18 protein-coding genes are annotated in these 18484 nt (G+C 55.4%); 9 read left to right on the forward strand and 9 right to left on the reverse strand.

Annotated features, from left to right (window positions below):
- Positions 1-133: 133 nt before the first annotated feature.
- From AC3Y2E_RS33100 to AC3Y2E_RS33115, 4 genes are all read right to left on the reverse strand, one after another.
- Positions 134-751, reverse strand: coding sequence for a TSUP family transporter (locus AC3Y2E_RS33100; protein ID WP_379217498.1), 618 nt, complete (start codon positions 749-751; stop codon positions 134-136).
- 175 nt (positions 752-926) lie between these two features.
- A complete protein-coding gene (locus tag AC3Y2E_RS33105; protein ID WP_379217499.1) occupies positions 927-1889 on the reverse strand; it encodes a type I phosphomannose isomerase catalytic subunit in 963 nt (320 codons plus the stop codon).
- Positions 1890-1929: 40 nt separating this feature from the next.
- A complete protein-coding gene (gene mnmM / locus AC3Y2E_RS33110) occupies positions 1930-2517 on the reverse strand; it encodes a tRNA 5-(aminomethyl)-2-thiouridylate-methyltransferase MnmM (RefSeq protein ID WP_379217500.1) in 588 nt (195 codons plus the stop codon).
- Between the two features lie 846 nt (positions 2518-3363).
- A complete protein-coding gene (locus AC3Y2E_RS33115; RefSeq protein ID WP_379217501.1) occupies positions 3364-4725 on the reverse strand; it encodes a Gfo/Idh/MocA family protein in 1362 nt (453 codons plus the stop codon).
- Between the two features lie 122 nt (positions 4726-4847).
- Between AC3Y2E_RS33115 and AC3Y2E_RS33120 the strand changes: the two genes are divergently transcribed.
- The gene (locus tag AC3Y2E_RS33120) at positions 4848-5723 is read left to right on the forward strand and encodes an AraC family transcriptional regulator (protein ID WP_379217502.1); all 876 of its coding nucleotides are present in this window, start codon (positions 4848-4850) and stop codon (positions 5721-5723) included.
- Between the two features lie 130 nt (positions 5724-5853).
- Here the strand turns inward: AC3Y2E_RS33120 and mnmL are convergent, their stop codons facing one another.
- Positions 5854-6837: a tRNA modification radical SAM protein MnmL/YtqA gene (mnmL, locus tag AC3Y2E_RS33125; RefSeq protein WP_379217503.1), complete on the reverse strand. Its 984-nt coding sequence runs from the start codon at positions 6835-6837 to the stop codon at positions 5854-5856.
- Positions 6838-7065: 228 nt separating this feature from the next.
- Positions 7066-8433: a DUF6612 family protein gene (locus AC3Y2E_RS33130; RefSeq protein ID WP_379217504.1), complete on the reverse strand. Its 1368-nt coding sequence runs from the start codon at positions 8431-8433 to the stop codon at positions 7066-7068.
- Between the two features lie 344 nt (positions 8434-8777).
- On the opposite strand from AC3Y2E_RS33130, the gene AC3Y2E_RS33135 reads away from it, so the two are divergent.
- Positions 8778-8984, forward strand: a complete 207-nt coding sequence (locus AC3Y2E_RS33135) for a hypothetical protein (RefSeq protein ID WP_190929071.1) — start codon at positions 8778-8780, stop codon at positions 8982-8984.
- 162 nt (positions 8985-9146) lie between these two features.
- Positions 9147-9863, forward strand: a complete 717-nt coding sequence (gene trmB, locus AC3Y2E_RS33140; protein WP_379217505.1) for a tRNA (guanosine(46)-N7)-methyltransferase TrmB — start codon at positions 9147-9149, stop codon at positions 9861-9863.
- A 204-nt stretch (positions 9864-10067) separates the two neighbouring features.
- On the opposite strand, the gene AC3Y2E_RS33145 is transcribed toward trmB, so the two are convergent.
- The 3 genes from AC3Y2E_RS33145 to AC3Y2E_RS33155 all read right to left on the reverse strand — a co-directional run bounded on the left by AC3Y2E_RS33145 (position 10068) and on the right by AC3Y2E_RS33155 (position 12823).
- Positions 10068-10811, reverse strand: coding sequence for a sulfite exporter TauE/SafE family protein (locus tag AC3Y2E_RS33145; RefSeq protein WP_190929073.1), 744 nt, complete (start codon positions 10809-10811; stop codon positions 10068-10070).
- A 311-nt stretch (positions 10812-11122) separates the two neighbouring features.
- Positions 11123-12235 carry an MGDG synthase family glycosyltransferase gene (locus AC3Y2E_RS33150; protein ID WP_379217512.1) on the reverse strand — a complete coding sequence of 371 codons (1113 nt, stop codon included), beginning with the start codon at positions 12233-12235 and terminating at the stop codon, positions 11123-11125.
- A gap of 60 nt (positions 12236-12295) precedes the next feature.
- Entirely contained in the window at positions 12296-12823 is a 528-nt protein-coding gene (locus AC3Y2E_RS33155) for a phosphatase PAP2 family protein (RefSeq protein WP_379217506.1), read from the reverse strand.
- Between the two features lie 287 nt (positions 12824-13110).
- On the opposite strand from AC3Y2E_RS33155, the gene AC3Y2E_RS33160 reads away from it, so the two are divergent.
- The 6 genes from AC3Y2E_RS33160 to AC3Y2E_RS33185 all read left to right on the forward strand — a co-directional run bounded on the left by AC3Y2E_RS33160 (position 13111) and on the right by AC3Y2E_RS33185 (position 18423).
- On the forward strand, positions 13111-13587 hold the full coding sequence (locus AC3Y2E_RS33160; protein ID WP_379217507.1) for a hypothetical protein: 477 nt from the start codon (positions 13111-13113) through the stop codon (positions 13585-13587).
- 12 nt (positions 13588-13599) lie between these two features.
- A complete protein-coding gene (locus AC3Y2E_RS33165; RefSeq protein ID WP_332075701.1) occupies positions 13600-14838 on the forward strand; it encodes a glycosyltransferase family 2 protein in 1239 nt (412 codons plus the stop codon).
- 338 nt (positions 14839-15176) lie between these two features.
- Positions 15177-15677, forward strand: coding sequence for a translation initiation factor IF-3 (infC, locus tag AC3Y2E_RS33170; protein ID WP_190929077.1), 501 nt, complete (start codon positions 15177-15179; stop codon positions 15675-15677).
- Between the two features lie 22 nt (positions 15678-15699).
- A complete protein-coding gene (rpmI, locus tag AC3Y2E_RS33175) occupies positions 15700-15900 on the forward strand; it encodes a 50S ribosomal protein L35 (protein ID WP_190929078.1) in 201 nt (66 codons plus the stop codon).
- A gap of 68 nt (positions 15901-15968) precedes the next feature.
- Positions 15969-16328, forward strand: coding sequence for a 50S ribosomal protein L20 (gene rplT / locus AC3Y2E_RS33180; protein ID WP_190929079.1), 360 nt, complete (start codon positions 15969-15971; stop codon positions 16326-16328).
- A gap of 115 nt (positions 16329-16443) precedes the next feature.
- Positions 16444-18423: a ligand-binding sensor domain-containing protein gene (locus AC3Y2E_RS33185; RefSeq protein WP_379217508.1), complete on the forward strand. Its 1980-nt coding sequence runs from the start codon at positions 16444-16446 to the stop codon at positions 18421-18423.
- Positions 18424-18484 lie beyond the last annotated feature (61 nt).

The raw sequence follows: 18484 nt of genomic DNA on the forward strand, positions 1-18484 counted from the left end.
AAGCCTGAATATTCTTGCCGAAGGCAAAAGACTTCTTGCTGTGTAATCCTTACACGAACTGTCGGAACGACAGGGTTAGCTTGGTGAACTTCTCTTCGTTAGAAGGGACTACCCAAGAATCTCGTGATTTTAGTCATGAGAGGTTCAAATAACCCATAGCGGCGAATACGGCGAGACTGCCCGCGTTACTGGCCAGATTAAGCGCCTTGGCGTTGCCGGCCGCGGTGACGAAGTCGAAGCCGAGCAGCACGAAGGCGAACAGCAGAAACGAGCCCGTCCCGGGACCGAAAAATCCGTCGTAGTATCCGATCGCCAGTGCCACAAGGCCGCCGGCGGCAATCGTCTTGACCGTGAGTTTGGGGTTGCCGGACCGGACTGGTCCTTTTTTCTGGAACAGTGTATAGACGGTTACTGCGATCAGCAGCACGATGACGAGCGGCTTCAGAAAGTCGGGCGGGATCAGCCGGACGGTATAGGCTCCGGCCGCCGAACCGAGCAGCGATAAGGGGAACCATTTCTTTACGAGCCGCAGGTCCATTTTGCCGGAGAGCAGAAAGGAAAGCGAGCTGGTCAGCGAGGACATCGTCCCGCCCAGCTTGTTCGTGCCGAGCGCAATGCCGGGAGGCAGGCCGGCCGCAAGCAGGGCGGGCACGGATATGAGTCCTCCCCCGCCAACGACGGAATCGATGAACGACGCGACAAATCCGGCGGTTATGAGGAAAATGAGAATTTCAAACGAAGGCTGCTCCATCGATGTACGCTCCTATGCGGAATGTGGATTTAGGCACGAGTACGATTATAGGGGCAGCTTCTTCGTTCGTAAAGCTGGAATGTTTTCCCTTGAACCGCTTGCCGCCGGGAGAGCTATTCCCGAAATAGAAGCAGCCTCCGCATTCGTGCGGGGGCTGCTGGCGGGTGTTATACAATTATGGCAAATAGCAGCGTAAAACGGTCGCTTCGCCGTTTAGCGAATAATCGCCTAAGTCGGCGGGCAGCAGGAAGCAATTGCCGCGCTCCAGCCCGATCGAACCGCCGGACCATTCGAGCGTGCCGCTTCCGTCGCAGACGACGAGGATCGTAAAGCTGTCCGGCATCGAGGTCAGCGCCCAGCCGCCCTTCGTCACACCCTTTTCGACCGTGAAGTAAGGAGAAGAAGCCAGACGCAGCCATTCGTTAGGCCCGGACACTTCCGTTGCCATCCGCGTCGCGCCGCTGTTGTCGTAGGCGGTAACGGCCAGCGAATCTTCGATATGCAGCTCGCGGGGCTTGCCGTCCAGTCCCGGACGGTCGTAGTCGTACAACCGGTACGTCGTATCGGAATTTTGTTGAATTTCCGCTACCAATACGCCCGCGCACAAAGCGTGAACCGTCCCCGCCGGAATGTAGAACGAATCTCCGGCCGACGCCTCCACTTCCTGAAGGCTGTCCATGATCCGGTTGTCTGCGATCGCCTCTGCGAACGATTCCCGGGAAGTCCCCGGCTTAAGGCCGTATATGATTTTGGCTCCCGGCTTCGCATCGAGCACATACCACATCTCGGTTTTACCGAGCTCGCCCGGAGGGAGTTTGTCGTAGTCGTTACCCGGATGCACTTGCACCGACAAATCGTCGTTGCAGTCGAGCAGTTTGATCAGCAGCGGGAAACGGCTGTTTGCGGAATACCCCTTCGCTCCGAACACGCTGCTTCCATATTTCTCGCGAATCTCGTCCAGTCCCAGACCGGCCAGCTCGCCGTTGATTACTTTCGTCGTGCCGTTCGGATGGTCGCCGATCATCCACCCTTCCCCGATCGGGCCTTCCGGCAGCTCCAGGCCGAACTGCTCGAGCGCCCGCCCGCCCCACACGCGCTCCTTCATTTCCGGTTTGAACTTCAGCGGATATGGTTTCATGCTTAGTCTCCTCGCTTTCTCGATAAACAAAGATGTCTTATTAACTGTACACTTTTCTTTTTTCTACCGCAATGACATAGGGCGCAATTCCGCGTTTGTTCGTAAAACGGTATATGATCGCCTGATAGTCTGAGTCGGGCAGCGCCTCGGCCCACAGCTCGACCCGATCGGCTTCGCCGCGACCGCCTTCATGGCCGGGGTACAGGACGACCGTGACGATACCGCCCGGCTTCAGCAGCGATACCGCCGCATCCAGCGCGGGAAGGGTCGATTCCGGCCGCGTAATGATCTGCGGATCTCCGCCCGGCAAATAGCCGAGGTTGAACATGACGGCGCTGATCTGCCCGTGGTGCTCCGGAGGAATCGCTTCCGTCATCTCGGCGTGGCTCTGCAGTAGCAAGTGCAGCCTATGCGGTGCGCCGGGCAGCCTATTGATTCGCTCGGAGGCGCGGTCCAGCGCCTGCTGCTGGATATCGAACGCGTACAAAGCACCTTTCTCCCCGACGGCTTCGCATAAAAAAGCGGTATCCGCCCCCGTGCCTACGGTGGCGTCCACAACCGCATCGCCTGGGCGAATCCGCTCCAGAACGCATTTATGGGCAAAGCTTAATACCGATAAAAATCCCATGACGAGCCTCCGGTCTTAGGTGGATTTCCAGCGAAAGATACCATATTCGATGCCGGAACACAAGGGGGATAGTGGCTTGGGGACAGAGCCGCCGAGGGTCGTTTGGTTTGAAACCGGAGACGGGCTGAGAGCAGAAAAGGGCCGCCGAGCGGCCGCCGTTATTTATCAGGACAACTTAAAGTAATGAAAGTTTAACTGTACTAAGGTGTTAAGGTGCTCAAACGGCAATGGCATGGGCGAGAGGGCAGCCAATGGTAATAAGCAATGGTAATAAGAGTGGTTTGTACCCTCTATTTTGCCCGAAAACCTCCTTGGACACGGAATAAGAGCGGTTTGAAGCTCTTAATATCCGCGTAAAGGGAGGGGACCCCACCGGTTGGTTGAAATAAGGGGTGAAAACCGCTTCTATTTGCCTCCATCATCCCCGTATGCCGAAAATAAAGGGTGCAAAAGAGGCTGTCGATTCATTGTGTAGAAGTGTTAGCAGGCCGTTCCAAGTGAAAAGTTACCTTCTTCTGCTCAAACAGGTTGTCCGGAATCCCTTGATTTCATAAGGATTGTAAGGTAGGGGATTCCAGACAAAACTCGCCAGAAGGTAATCTTTTCCCTTTCCACTTGGTTGTCCACATTGAATCGACAGCCTCGCAAAAGACTCTGATTCTGTCCGTTCGCCCTTACGCATTTCGTTTCAGCGTTTTGTGATTAGTTTGGGCCCCGCTCGAACCGCCGATTTCCTTGAGAAAAAGGACCTCAACCTCCACTTACCGTGGGAGTTGAGGTCCTTTCGCTTGGAAAATGGGATGTGGCCATGTCATGCGGGCGCTTTTGGGACACCCCATTTGATCTTTATAATCCCGACGCTTCTAGCCGGCCTGCGGTTAGTTCCCGGGACAGCTCCCGGATCTCGACGACCCGGTTTTCCAGACGCGCCCGGTCGGCGGAGAAGCCGATCTGATGGCCGTAGATCGAACGGTCCAGCGAGGTGGAGGAGATAGACGGCTCTTCGCCGCGCAGCGTGCGAATGAAGTCGGTGACAAGCCGCATATCCCCGCCCCCGTGCATATCGGCGGATACTTTTAATTCGACCAGCTCTTCTTGGTAAGTCGACGCGCCGTCACGGTCCGGATGCCGGATCTTGAAGCTGCCTTCCTCCATCGTGCCGACGATCTCGCCTTTGGTGCCGGTAATATGAATGGTCCGGCAAGGCTTCGACGTACCGCCGGTCAAGCTGTGCGACGCCGTGCTGCCGTCTTCGAATTCGATAATCACCGACTGGTGATCGACCACGTCGTTATCGCTACGCCAGACGCAGCGGCCGTAAGGATTGTCGGTACGCAGTGATTCGATTTTTTGCTCGTCCGCCGCACTGTTGCCTTGCGGCAAACCGGCCCATACATAGGGACTCCACAATTTTTTTTCGATGTACATGGAGCCGGCGGAATAGGCGCACTTGGACTCGATCGGGCAATCCGCGAGGCAGCGCGTCCCGGCTCCTCTGGGTGCTTTGTCCGAACGGAACTGATACAGACTTCCGAAGCTGCTTACTCGAACAGGGCGGACACTGCCTTTCATCCAGGAAACGATATCGAGATCGTGACAGCATTTCTGCATCAGCATCGAGGAGCCGCCCGCCTTCAGATTGCTCCATTTGCCTCTGACAAAAGCGGTGGCCATATGATGGTAGCTGACGTTTTCTTCGGTTTGGATGGCGACGACTTCCCCGATGTCGCCGTTCTCGATCCGTCTGCGGATTTCGGCATAAAAGGGAGCATAACGCAGCACGTGGCATATAAATACCGTCCGTCCGGTAGCCCGGGACGCTTCATACAGCTCCAGCACCTCCGCCTCGCTGACCCCGATCGGCTTCTCGAGCAGTACGTCGTAGCCCGCGTGCAGCAAAGGGAGCGTCGTCGCCACATGGAACGAGTCCATCGTTCCGTTAATCGCGGCGTCCGCCAGCTTCGGTCCCGCGACGAGCTCTTCGACAGAAGCGTATAAACGGTCGTCCTGCAAGCCGAAACGGTCGGCGGCCCGTCTGCGGCGGACGGGGTCCGGGTCGACGACGGCTGTAATCTGCAGCTCATCCGGGTGTGTCAGCGCATAGGAGGCGTACAGCATGCTGCGGTTGCCGGCCCCTACAATAACGGCCTGAACGGGACGGGTGGCAGGGACGAGCGGAGAACGATCCGATTGCGAATACGGTGTCATAAGAACATCTACTTCCTTTCCGAATCCTATAATATTGTGGTATTGTTTTTCTTATAAAGTAAACGTACTCCGCTTCAGACAAGGAATCAACAGTAATTAATTGAGATAGGAGTAGTAAAAAAATGTTGCGTACCTCATACGGATTTCAATATAACGAGATCCCCGAAAGGCTGATCGTGATGGAATCGCTCGGGTGCGGCCAGGCTCTGGATACCGGCTACGGCAATGACGGCATGCGGCGTCCTGGCAGGGGACATCTGTTCCAGTACACATTGTCCGGGGAAGGAGCGATTGCAGTGGGCGGGCAAACATACAGCGTTCCGAAGCACCACGGTTTCTTCGTCACGATCCCGAGCGAGCACCGGTATTTTTATCCCCCGACGGCAACTAAGCCTTGGGAATTCATCTGGATTCGGGCGATCGGCAGGACGATGGAGGAGTATTGGGAGCATTTCATTCGCTCCTTTGGCCATGTCGCCATGTTCCGTCCCGATTCGGAGCCGATCCGGCTGATGTGGAGTATGTACCGCGATGCGGCGGGTCAAGGGCTGCGCGACAAATACCATACGTCGCTGCGTCTGACCGAATGGGCGCTCTCCTTCGAGAGGATCGCCGAGGGAGGGGACGGCAGCGTCCGGCCGCTGCCCGAATCGCTGCAGAACGCCAAAGCTTTTATCGAGGGGCATATCGGCACCGACGTCAGTCTGGACGACGCAGCAGCGGCGGCGGGCATGTCGAAGCATCATTTCTGCAAAGTGTTCAAGTCGTATACAGGGGTGACGCCGATGCATTATCTGCGCAAAATTCGGGTCGAGGAGGCGGCGAAAATGCTGCGCAACAGCACGCTGCCGATCGAGCGGATCTCGGAGCAAACGGGCTTTGACAATGTCAGCTACTTCGGCAAAGTATTCCGCCAGTTCGTCGGCTCCACGCCGTCCGAATACCGGAAGGGGATGAGCAATTCGAACGACAGCCGGCTTCTGCAAATCGTCGACTGAGAAACGGAAGATGCTGATCCTATTGCCAGCATGGTGGATCTGCGGGGAGCGAGCGGCGCAGCATTGCTTCCGGCGTTGAATCCCGAAAATGCAAAAGCGCGCAGAGGCTGCGCGCTTCAGGTAAGTTCCTCTATGATCCGGATGCCGCTTCCCCGGACGGTGTCCCGGTCCACAGCTTCCCTTGCCAGGTGCCGCGTGCGGTTAACTCCGCATCGATGGCGTTCAGCACTTCCCACTTCTTCAAGCTCCACATCGGACCGATGAGCAAGTCGCGGGGCGCGTCTCCGGTCAGCCGGTGCACGATCATGTCCGGCGGCAGCAGCTCCAGCGTATCGACGACGAGCTTCACATACTCGTCCTTCTCCAGAAAGCGGACCAGACCCGCCTCATACTGCCGGACCATCGGTGTTTTGCGCATCAGATGGAGCAGATGCACCTTGATGCCCTGCACGTCCATATCGGCGACCGCCCTGGCCGTATCGAGCATCATCTCGTGCGTCTCGCCCGGCAGCCCGTATATGATGTGGGCGCAGACGCGAATGTTCCGGCGGCGCAGCTTCTCGACCGCTTCCAGGTAACAGTCGGTATCATGCGCCCGGTTGATCAGCTCGGACGTTTTCTCGTGTATGGTCTGCAGGCCCATCTCCACCCACAGGTAGGTGCGTTCGTTCAGCTCGGCCAAATAATCGACGACATCGTCCGGCAAGCAGTCCGGCCGCGTAGCGATCGACAGCCCGACGACGCCCGGCTGCTGCAAGATGACTTCATAATACTCGCGCAGCTCTTCGACCGGCGCGTACGTATTCGTATACGCCTGGAAGTAGCCGATATAGCTGGCTTCCGGCCATTTCTGGTGCTGCCGGTCGCGGATCTTGTTGAATTGCGTGACGAGATCGTCCCTGCGGCTTCCCGCGAAGTCGCCCGAGCCTCTGGCGCTGCAGAAGGTGCAGCCCCCGGTGGCGATCTTGCCGTCCCGGTTCGGACAGGTGAAGCCGGCGTCGAGCATCACTTTGAACACCTTGGCGCCAAACTGCTCGCGCATCTCGTAATTCCACGTATGAAACCGCTTGTCTCCCCATAAGCGAGGCTGGATGGCGGATGGCGTTACGTTCATTTGGTCAAACTCCTTTATTCAGGTTGAATCGGCAGGTCCGGGGGCCGCAAGAGGCATCCCGGCGGGATAGATCCATAAGCACCATTGTACCAGAAATCGCCGCGTTCCGCTTCAAGCCTAACGGCCTGCGCGGGCAGGAGCGGTGCCGCAAGCCTTCCGCCGCTCTCTCAACCGTTCCGGGTACGCAAAAAAACGCCCGGGAATCCCGGGCGGTCGAACGCTCTATATTTAGTCGGCGGGTTGTGCAGCCGGTTCCCGCTTCGCTTCCGCCGCTTGACCGGCATCGGCCTTGTCCGTTTCCGGCTTGCCTTCATCCGTCTTACCGGATTCCGGTTGTGCCGGCGCCTCCGGCAGTTCTGTCAAATCCGGAATGGCGAATTCTTCGGCGTTTTTGGCTTCGGCCGGAAGTACGATGTCGACCGGTTCGTTAAACGACGTATACTGGGCCGCCATGCTCATATCCATGCCCTGAAGCGGAATGTCGGCGGAGTCGCTGTTGTAGTTGATTTTCATCGCAACGTCCATTTTCTCCGTCAGCATCGTCGTTTCGTTTATCCACATCGTGCCGTTCATCGACATCGTCATGTTCTGCAATTCCGGAGTTTCCGGCAGCGACTGGAGCATACTGTTGTCTGGCATCGCCTTGGTCAAGGCCTCCATAATTTGCTTCATATCGCCGATTTTGCCGTTGACGCCGATTTTGCGCATCGTTTTGCCGCCGACCGTCTCCGTTCCCAGGTCGCGGTAGAAGAACATTTTGTTCATCATAGCCTGATTCATCGAAGCACTGTTTTTCTGCAGCTCCATCAGCTGCTCGAACGTAAACGGCATTTGCTTCGACATGTTCACCCATTTGGCCGAGCCTGTGCCATCAGGGTCCGGAATTTTCATAAAGGTACCTTCGGGTACGAGGTACTGCTCCATATCCATCGCCGGTGTGCCCGGAATCGGCATCTCCATCTTCATCGTCATGTGCATGCCTTTGGCCGAGTCGAACGCAGCTTCCGACTTCATCGAAGTTTGCAAATCACCTGGAATCGGCAACGCCTCTTTCAGAAGCACCTTTACCTTCTGATCCATTACCATCTTGTACGATTTCAGCTTAGCCTGCTCCGCATACGATTGCTCCAGCCATTTGACTACTTTGGGATCGTTCTCCAGCGAGAGCCGGATCGCTTCCTGTGTGGCGGAAGAGAGCAGAACGGACTGGTCTCCGAGCGAAACGCCGAATTTGGACTTCAACTGGTCCAGCGCGGCGTTGTCTTCGAGTCCGAGGAAGCGGGCAAGCACATAGCTGGCTTCCTGCTTCGTGATCGGCTGATCCGGCCGGAACGTGCCGTCCGGGTAACCGTCGATGATCTGCCGTTCGATCAATGCCCGTACCGAGGAGGCATACGGGGAATCCTCCGTTATATCCGAAGGGAGCTTGACGCTGCCGCTCCCGGGGGTCATCTCCAAATAATCGGTTACCTGCTTAAAAAACTGTCCGCGCGTAACGGACGATTCCGGGGATGTCGTATTCGCCGCGAGCACCGGTGTTGCGGATAAGGACAACGCAAGCAAGGCAGTTGACGCCAAGGTTAAAGGTTTCTTCAATTCCGATCTCTCCCATCCTATGTATTCGGAAATCCGATCGTCCACTATGCGATCGCATACTCCTAACTACGAATAAACCGGGAAAAGGTTTCAGAATGGAGGGAAAGCGGGCTGAAAACCAGCCTGAAAAGCGGCCTGAAGACCAGCTGTCCGGCTGCTTTGAAAACAAAATGAAAATGAAGAAAAAGGCTTGAAATACCGGCGTTCCCGCTTGCAAAACCTTACATGATATGTTATATTAATCACGAGGAAAACCCTTTAATCCCCGCACTTTTCGCAGCTTCGAATACCTATTCGTCGATTCAGGGCATACTTGTACAAATACTCTTGATGAGGTGAAGTCCATGAATACTGCGTTTGAAATTCCGAACGGCGACGAGACTATCACGGTAGAACTGACGATTAAGGAAGCGATGGCGCTAAGCGGCGGAATCCGATTCCGTCCGGAGAGCAAGGTGGCTCTCAGCGCGAAGAAAAAAGTGAAGAAAGTGCTTGATCGCAAGATGCTGCCGCACAGCGACCGTATCCCGTATCACACTTTGGATCTTTGAACGTTAGCCGGATATAAGCCCAGTCACGGAGCGCCGAATTCCTATGTACCTTTCGTACGGTGCAGAGGAGGACGGCGCTCTTTTTTGGCCGTACTTCCCTTTTGAAGGGTTATCCGGTATGATGATAAATCGTACAGGCAATTAACAGTTGGGGGAAAACCAATGCGACTGAGAGGCAGAAAAGGGATACGCGAGGAGATCGAACGGCAGAACGACCTGGTCGTCCTCGAACCGCAGCAGTGGAAGGGCCGCTGGTCCGAATGGTTCGGCAACGACAAGCCGATCTATGTGGAGCTGGGGATGGGCAAAGGAAAGTTCATTAGCGGAATGAGCGTGCAGCATCCGGATTGTAATTTTATCGGAGTGGACATGTACGACGAGCTGATTCGCCGGGCTAGCGACAAGGCTAGAGTGGCAGCGGAGCGGGAAGACGGAAGCGCGCCGGACAATTTGGCTCTCGCGCTGTTTAATATCGAGCGGATCGAGGAGATGTTTGCCGAAGCCGAACTTCGCCGCATCTACTTGAATTTCAGCGATCCTTGGCCGAAAAAGAAACATGCCCGCCGCAGACTGACGCACCCGGGCTTTATAACCAAATACATCCGACTGCTCGACGGCCGGGGCGAGATTCACTTCAAGACCGACTCGCGCTCGCTGTTCGAGTTCTCGCTGAACTCGTTCGCCGATATGAACATCCGGCTGCGCAACATCTCGCTGGATCTGCACAAGGACGGTCCTGCGCCTAACAACGTGATGACCGAATACGAGACGAAATTTTCCGAGCAAAATATGCCGATTTACCGTCTGGAAGCTGTCATTGGCAGCGACGCGCTGGCGGAGCATGAGCGGCTATTGAAACGTCCCGAGGCTTCTGTATAAGCCCCGGAACGTTTTTTTGTTTGTAAGTGCGCGTTCAAAAAGTCCGGTTTTCAGCACCGAGAAGATGGGATGAAGCTAGGAAATGAGGTGCGGAGCGTAGTGGAGCTTTTGTGAGCACCGGAAGTTCCGGCTGAATTCCATATTCGATGCCGAGTAGGCTTCCTGATCGGCTTCGTGATCAAAAGCGGACTTTTTGAACCCTCTTTAAGGGAACAGCAGCCGTATGGCGCCCAGCGCGGTCATGACGAGAATGATCGTCTGGAAATGGGCTTGCGGAATTTTCGGAACGACCTTGATCCCGATCCAGGTTCCGATTAGAACCGGCACCGCCATCCAGGCGCTGAAGACAAAGGTGTCGGCCGTGATCAGTCCCAAAGAAGCGTTGAACGGAACTTTAATGAGATTAACGGCCAGGAAAAACCACGCCCCCGTGCCGATAAAAGCTTGCTTGGACAGCCCCTTCGACAGCAGATACACCGTCATAATCGCACCCGCCACGTTGCCCACCATCGTCGCAAATCCGGCCAGAATGCCCATAGCCGCCTGAAAGTAGATTGTCTGAGTGATCGGGTAACGCATCTTCTGCTCGAGCCGGTCCTTCAGCAGATGAAGCAGCAGCAGCGACAAAATGAGCGTGCCGAGCATCACGGACAGCTGGCTGTCGCCGATCCGGTCCATGACGAAATAGCCGAGCAGAATGCCTCCGAGCACCCAGGGAATGAGGACGATCAGATGTTTCCACACGACGGTCCGGCGATAGTAGGAGACGGCGACGATGTCTGCGGTTATGAGCATCGGCAGGATCATCCCGACCGACAATTTGGCGGGAAACACGATCGCCATCAGAGCGACGCTGAAAATGCCGACACCGGGAATGCCGGTTTTGGAAAAGCCGGTCATCACCGCGGCCGTCACGGCGAGGATGATTTGAGTCCAGTTCAGATCCATAGGATAGTTCCCCCGTTCGTTTCGTTGATCGTTCTATTCTGGCGGGACGGTCGGCTATCCGTCTGCAAGCATTAATTATACACCCCGTTAAGTGTCCTGACGGTAAATTTTATGAGAAAAATTGCGAGCCGTATCGCGCGTGCGGCGCCGGAGTTTCCGATGCAAAGCAAAAAGGCCCCGATCTCCTCCCGCAGAGAAGATCGAGGCCTGGTGCAGAGCGCCCGTTGCAGCGTGATGTATTTTTTTTGGCGGCTGCGCTCCGGCGGCTCTTTAACCCCGTTGCTTCGTACCGACCCCATTGGTTCGTGACGTTACAGCATTTGCATTATCGCCTGATGGCATGTTCTCGGATTATACTTCTCCGGTTTCCGTGAAGGTCCGCGGTGCAGCAGCCGGTTGTCCGGCATCCCGCCGGCAATCTTGTCGAACCAGTAGTCGACCGTCTGCAGCGATTTGATCTGTTCGCCGAATCCGCGCTCTGTGAAATAAAGGCAGTTTTCTTCCTCCTGACCCGGAATCGGGCTGTAGAACAGCATCGGCAGCCCTTTGGCCAGTCCTTCCGTACAGGTCATGCCGCCGGGCTTCGTAATGAGAAGATCGGAGACGTCCATCAGCTTGTCGATCTCTCGCGTAAAGCCCATAAGCCGGATGTTCGGATGCCGGTAATCGGGATCTTCCGCCAGTCTGGACAGCGTCTTCTCGTTGTTGCCCAAGCAGATGATCAGTTGAACCCGCTCCCGCCAACGCGCCATGTGTCGCAGCAGCTCCTCGTGCCGGACCAGTCCCCAGCCGCCGCCCATAACAAGCACGGTAGGCATCGCCTTCAGTCCGAATCGTTTCCGCAGCTCATCCTTGTTGTGGTGCTCCCAGAAGTTCGGATGGACGGGAATGCCGGTTACTTCGATATGCGAATCGGGTACGCCGCGAAGCAGAAGCTTGCCCTTCACTTCCTCGGTGGATACCAGATATTTGTTGACCTCCGGATTGATCCAGGTGCCGTGCGCATCGTAATCGGTAATGACGGTGCACAGCGGAATCGACAGTCCGGCGCGCTTCAGCCGCGAAACGACGGCGCTTGGAAACGGATGGGTACACACGATCGTGTCAGGCCTCAGCTGCTTGATGATCTCGGCGGTCTGCCCGTAGAAGATCCGGTGCAGCGCCAAGCGGGTCAGCCGGTTCAGCGACTTCTTGTACTGCGAACGGTACACGAGGCCGTAAAGCTTAGGTTGCGAGGTGATCGTTTTCCGGTAAGCGGAAAAAATCAACGGAGCCAGCGTCGGATGCAAAAACGATCCAAGTTCCATCACCCGCGTCTGCAGGTCCGGAGAGAGCTGGCGAAGTCCGACGGAAAGCGCATGTGCGGCCTGGGTATGGCCGGCACCGAAACCTTCGGAAAGCAGCAAGATCCGTTTCTTTTGCAAGATCGTCACCTGACCTTTACCTTCAAAAAGGTGTATACCTGATTCTAACAATAATCGATTTTAACCGGCGATTGCAACCGCAAGAAGTCCTATACCCGAGCCGATCAAGGCTCCCGCTATGCAATCCGACGGATAATGGAGCCCGAGATAAATCCGCGATAAACTGACCACGGCCGCGATCGGCAGCAGCACATACCCGAGCGGGGGGAAGGTCGCGACGATCGGCACGACGACCGCGAAGATGGCGGTCGAATGGCCTGAAGGAAACGAATGGTCGGTCAGCGGATTTTTGCCGGTTCTCGTCTCCGGCATAACCAGATAAGGCCGTCTGCGGGGATAGGTCCGCTTCACGATCGCGACCGGAATATGACTGACCGCGAGCGCGATCAGGCTGCCTAAGGCCGCTTGCCTCCATACGCCGCTGCCGAACAGGGCGAGCAGCAGCGTGGACGCGATGGTGAAGGTCGCCCCGCCGAGATGCGTAATCGTACCGAGAATAACGTCAAGGATGCCGTTTCGCGCTTTATGATTTACGAGAAAGAAGAGCTGGCGCTCCCGCTGCTTCAGCCAATTGACGATTCGATTCATAGCGCCGATCCCTCCTTCATAAATTCATGGAGATTGCGTATATTCAAACGTATTGTAAGCTACAATTGTTACTGGAGTGTTAAAACAGCGGTGAAACGGGTTAATTCTATATAGTTATGCCGATGGATCTAGCCGCTACCTATAAATTGTATATGGGGAGGCGATGCCAGACAAGTTTACTGTGAAAAAAATGTATACAATCCGCCAAAAAAGGCGAATTCACCCTGCGTGAAATAAAAGGGCGCTGGGTCTTTAGTCGAGGCGGGTCACCGGATTTTACCAGGGGGATGAATGGTTCGCACGGGAAGGGGGCCTGGAGCCTGGAGCCGCAGATACAGCGTCACATAAGGGTTTGCGACGAAGATGCGGATAAGGGCAGCGCTTACTTGACGCCTGCGGAGAAAAAAGTCGAATTTGGCGAAAGCGCATGCATAAAATTAGGACCCGGCCAAGGTTGTTTTCGGGACAGGCGGCCAAGTATAATAGGGGTGCGGGCGGCATGTAAGGTAAAAAAAGGTTTCCTTCTCGGGCTTCAGTTGCAAGTAAAACCGGCGCAAATGGATGAAAATAAGAAGGAATCTGCTGGAATGCGCGAGCCTGCAGTTTCCGTCGGCCGGAAATTCCTTTTTCCCTGCAATCTGACTAAAACGAGCGAAAAAGGGATTTTGACAAATGGTTGCAAAGAGAGGAAAATCATAATCGGCTACGTCAACAAAATAAAAACATACACCGAACCATATGTAGAGAGAAAATTTCGGGTGTAAGGGGGTCACATCATGCCGGACATTATTATCTTGGTCGTGCAGGTGCTTCTGGCTTGTCTCGGAGCGTATTCACTGTTTTTCTCGCTCTTCGGGTTTTACCGGAAAAAACGCACGGCGCACTTTAACGCCCAGAAAAAGTTTGCGGTTCTTGTAGCCGCCCACAACGAGGAACAAGTAGTCGGAGCGCTGATCGAAAACTTGAAGCACCTGGATTATCCGAAGGAGCTGTACGACGTTTTCGTCATCTGCGACAACTGTACCGACCGGACGGCCGACATTGCAAGAAGTATGGGCGTCTACGCCTGCGTCCGCAACAATCCTAGCTTGCGCGGCAAAGGATACGCCATCGAATGGATGCTCAAAGAACTGTGGAAAATGCCGAAATCGTACGACGGGGTAGTCATTCTCGACGCCGATAACCTGGTGAACGACGACTTCCTCCAGCACATGAATAACGAGCTCTGCTCGGGTTCCAAAGTCATTCAAGCTTATCTCGATACGAAAAATCCGAACGATTCCTGGATTACGGCCGCTTATGCGGTCACATACTGGTTCTGCAACCGCCTCTGGCAGCTGCCGCGCACGAACCTTAAGCTGGCCAACTTCCTCGGAGGCACAGGCATGTGTTTCGATTCCACCCTGCTCAAGGAAATGGGCTGGGGCGCTACGAGTCTGGTCGAGGATTTGGAATTTACCGTCCGCTGCGTCAAGCGGGGCATCAACCCGACGTTCTGCTACGACGCCAAGGTTTATGACGAAAAGCCGCTCACGTTTAAAGCATCCGCCCGTCAAAGACTTCGCTGGATGCAAGGACATTTCGAAGTCGCGCGCCGTTACTTTTTCCCTCTGCTGTGGCAAGGGATTCGTGAACGCAGCTGGGCGAAGATCGATACGGCGATTTACACGTTCAACGTGTACAACGTCCTGCTCGGCTTCGTATTCAGCGCCATCCTGTGGGTCGATATCGCGCTTCCGGGTACGCCGCATTTCTCGTCGCTTTACGACTATGTGCCGACATGGCTGCTCACTGTCGTAACGGCGGCCGTCTACCTCGGATTCCCGCTGGCTATGGCATTCGAGAAGGTCAAATCGTGGAAAATGTACGCATCGCTCATTACGTATCCGATCTTCCTGGCATCGTGGTGGCCGATTACGCTGTACGCCTTTTTCACTCAGAACAATAAGCAATGGAGCCATACGCAGCATACCCGCGTCATCCGGCTCGAGGATGTTCAAAGCAAGCAAGTGTAACGCCGCCGCCTGCGGTTGACAAGAAAGGCTAAACGTAGTATAGTATTCAAGTGTTCATAATCGTAACCAAGCAGAGGCGCCCGCTTCTCACCTTGGCCGACCGGAGTCGGCGGGTCTACAACGAACGGAACGAACCTTGTTCAAAGTTCAATTTGTCATCGTAAGATGTGGGCGATTTCTGTCCGCATCTTTTTTATTTTGTATCCGATTGTCGGTCCGGAGCGTCCCGTACGTTCCGGAATGGTTCCGGGGCACCCCCGCTAGTACCCGGAATCATTTGCAAGCTTTATGTTTTTGGGGGACTACTTAGGAGGTGGAACGCTATTAGTAAAGATCATATGATCAATGAGGAAATTCGCGCCAAAGAAGTGCGGCTCATCGGTCCCGACGGTGAACAGCTCGGTATCAAATCGTTTCGCGAGGCGATGCAGATTGCGATCGATGCGAGTCTGGACCTCGTAAACGTGGCTCCGACGGCTAAGCCGCCGGTATGCCGGGTCATGGATTACGGCAAATACCGTTATGAAATGCAGAAGAAAGAAAAAGAAGCCCGCAAAAACCAAAAAATCGTTGAGATCAAGGAAATCCGCCTGACCGCAACGATCGACGAGCACGATTTTCAAACGAAGCTTCGTAACGTCGCGAAGTTTTTGCAAGACGGCGATAAAGTGAAACTGTCCGTCCGTTTCCGCGGACGCGAGATCACGCACGCCGACATCGGGCAAAAGGTGCTGGAGCGAATGGCGGCCGAAGTCGAGAACGACTCGATCGTGGAACGCCGGCCGAAGCTTGAAGGCCGCAGCATGATTATGATTTTGTCGCCGAAACCGCAAAGCTAATCTAACGAGGAGGACTTTCCATATGCCTAAGATGAAAACGCACAGCAGCTTGAAAGACCGCATCAAAGTTACCGGAACCGGTAAAGTAAGAAGACAAAAAGCTTACCAGAACCATTTGATGTACGGTAAAGCCAAAAGCCAGAAGCAACGACTGGGCAAATCGCCGATCATGGCGGCCGGTGATGTAGCTCGCTTGAAGCAGCAAATCGCCAACTTGAAATAATCGTCGATTACGAATATCAATAGCAGCCGCCCATAACGGCGCAATAACGCTCAGGAGGTATCCCACACATGGCAAGGGTAAAAGGCGGAATCGTCCGCGCACGTCGTCGCAAAAAAATTCTAAAGTTAGCCAGAGGTTACTACGGCTCCAAACATAGACTGTTTAAAACCGCAAACGAGCAAGTTCTGAAATCGTTGACTTATGCTTACCGCGATCGTCGTCAAACGAAGCGTAATTTCCGTAAGCTCTGGATCGTACGGATCAACGCAGCAGCACGGTTGAACGGCTTGTCCTACAGCAAGCTGATGCATGGCCTGAAATTGGCTGGCATCGACGTAAACCGCAAAATGCTCGCCGATCTGGCGGTTAACGATCTGAAAGCATTCACGAGCCTGGCTGACACAGCTAAGCAAAAAATCAACGCTTAATCATGAAGAAGGCTGCCCTCCGGCAGTCTTTTTTTGCCTTAGTCGAATGGAAGCCGTTTTCCTGGACCAAGAGGCCGTTGTGGGAGTCTCGGGGCCGTCTTGCAGGGAAGCGGTGTTGATCAATGAACGGGAGGTGCTCGTCCTGGTATCGCCTTATGAATATGCCGGACCCGTATCGCTGGGAGATGCGACGCTTGTGGCTAGAACGCAAGGAGGGGCGATTGCGGGCGGAGAGCTGTATTTGGGCACGAACGGCTCGCCGTCGACCTTTTATGCCGTGGACGCTTTGACCGGCCGAGTGAACTTCAAGGAGCCGCTGCCGGGACACGACGTGATCTGGGCGGTGGTCGTCGGATCGGACAACTATGTATACATAGGCGGAACGAATACCGGTTATTTGCTTCGCTACAAACCTGACGAGAAGGTTCTTGAAAATCTCGGAGCGAATCCGTCGAACAAATGGATCTGGGACTTGGACGCTTCGCCGGACGGCCGCATCTATGGCTCCACGTATGCGCCGGGAGCGGGCAAAGCGTTCGTCTACGACATCGCCTCGGCTTCGTTCACCGATCTGGGCGTCGTACAGCCCGGACAGGATTATGTGCGGGGCGGCGGGGTATCCGGCCGTTATTTTTATGCGGGGACCGGTACGACGGCTCATTTGTTCCGGTACGACCGCGAGAATGGAGAGAAGACCGAGATTCCGCTGCCGATCACCGGGTCGGCCACGTCGATCTCGAACATATGGGGGTACGGCGGCAAGCTTTTCGTCGCATACGGGACGTCGCTGCTTGTTCTGGACGAGCTTACGTACCGGGTGATCCGGCAGATCGACTGGTTGTCCGCTCCGGCTTTCGACGGAATGCTCTCTCCGCCTTCGCCGTACAACGGAACCTTGATCTATTACCGCAACAAAAAAACGTCTGCGCTGTGGACCTATGATCTGTCCAGCGACGAAACTGCGCCGGCGGAGCCGGATCTGGCGCTGCCGAGCCATTCGTGGAGAGCCGCGAATTGGATGCGGATAACGGAAGGGCCGAAGGCGGGACGTCATGTGCTGATTGTGCTGACGAACGAAATCGAGCGGATTTTGTACGATCCGATCGAGCGTACGGTAGAAGTGCTGCAGACGGACGTACGGCCGGGAGGGATCGACGTGCAGTCGCTGGAAACCGGTCCCGACGGGAACTTGTATATGGGCGGCTACCAGGGCGCGATGAGCGTATACGACACGTCCGCAGGGCAATTTGCCGTTCAGGAGAAAGAGCCGCATCAGATCGAGGGGATCGGCTTTTTGAACGGGAAAGCTTACTTCGGCTTGTACGGCGGAGCCGTCATCTGCGAATACGATCCGATGAAGCCGTTCCGGATGGGCGATAATCCGTTCGTCGCGTATGAGATCGAAGACGAGCAGAGCCGTCCTTTCACGTTTGCCGAAGGCGGAGGCAAGCTGTTTATCGGAACGATCTCGGGTTACGGCCAGCTGGGGGGAGCATTGACCGTATACGATCCGGCAGCCGGAACCTGGAACGTGCACCGTCATGTGGTGAGCAACCAGAGCGTCATCGGGCTCGCTTATCGGGACGGTCTCGTCTACGGAGGTACCTCGATCTGGGGCGGGCTTGGCATCCAGCCTTCCGAAACGGAAGCGCGCCTCTTCGTATGGGACGTCGCCAAGGCGGCTCGGACGGCGGAGCTGAAGCCCGAGGTTTCCGGATTTATTTCGCCGCAAATGATCGGAGAACTGAGGTTCGGGCCCGACGGACTGCTGTGGGGGATCATGTGGGGGAGAGCGGAGGGGGCGGACAGCGCGTGCGCTTTGTTCGCGATGGACCCGCTGACCCGGACAGTCGTCAAAAGCCGTGTCATAACGGAAGGCGATAGAGGGAGCACGTGGCGACCGTTCTTCATGAGATGGGGCGGCGACGGAATGCTATACACGACCATCGGTCGCCGTCTGGTCGTCTTCGACCCCCGGACGCTCGACTCGCGTATGTTGACGGACAAACCGGTGAACCTGATGACGCTCGGCCCGGACGGAAGCGTTTATTATACGCAAGGGGCACAGTTAATCAAGCTGCCGGTGCGGAAGTAGCCGGTTTTTCTTATTAAGAGCAGGCTTTGGCCGGATGAGAGACATCCAAGTTTCAGGTGTA

The sequence above is a fragment of the Paenibacillus sp. MAH-35 genome, assembly GCF_058135425.1.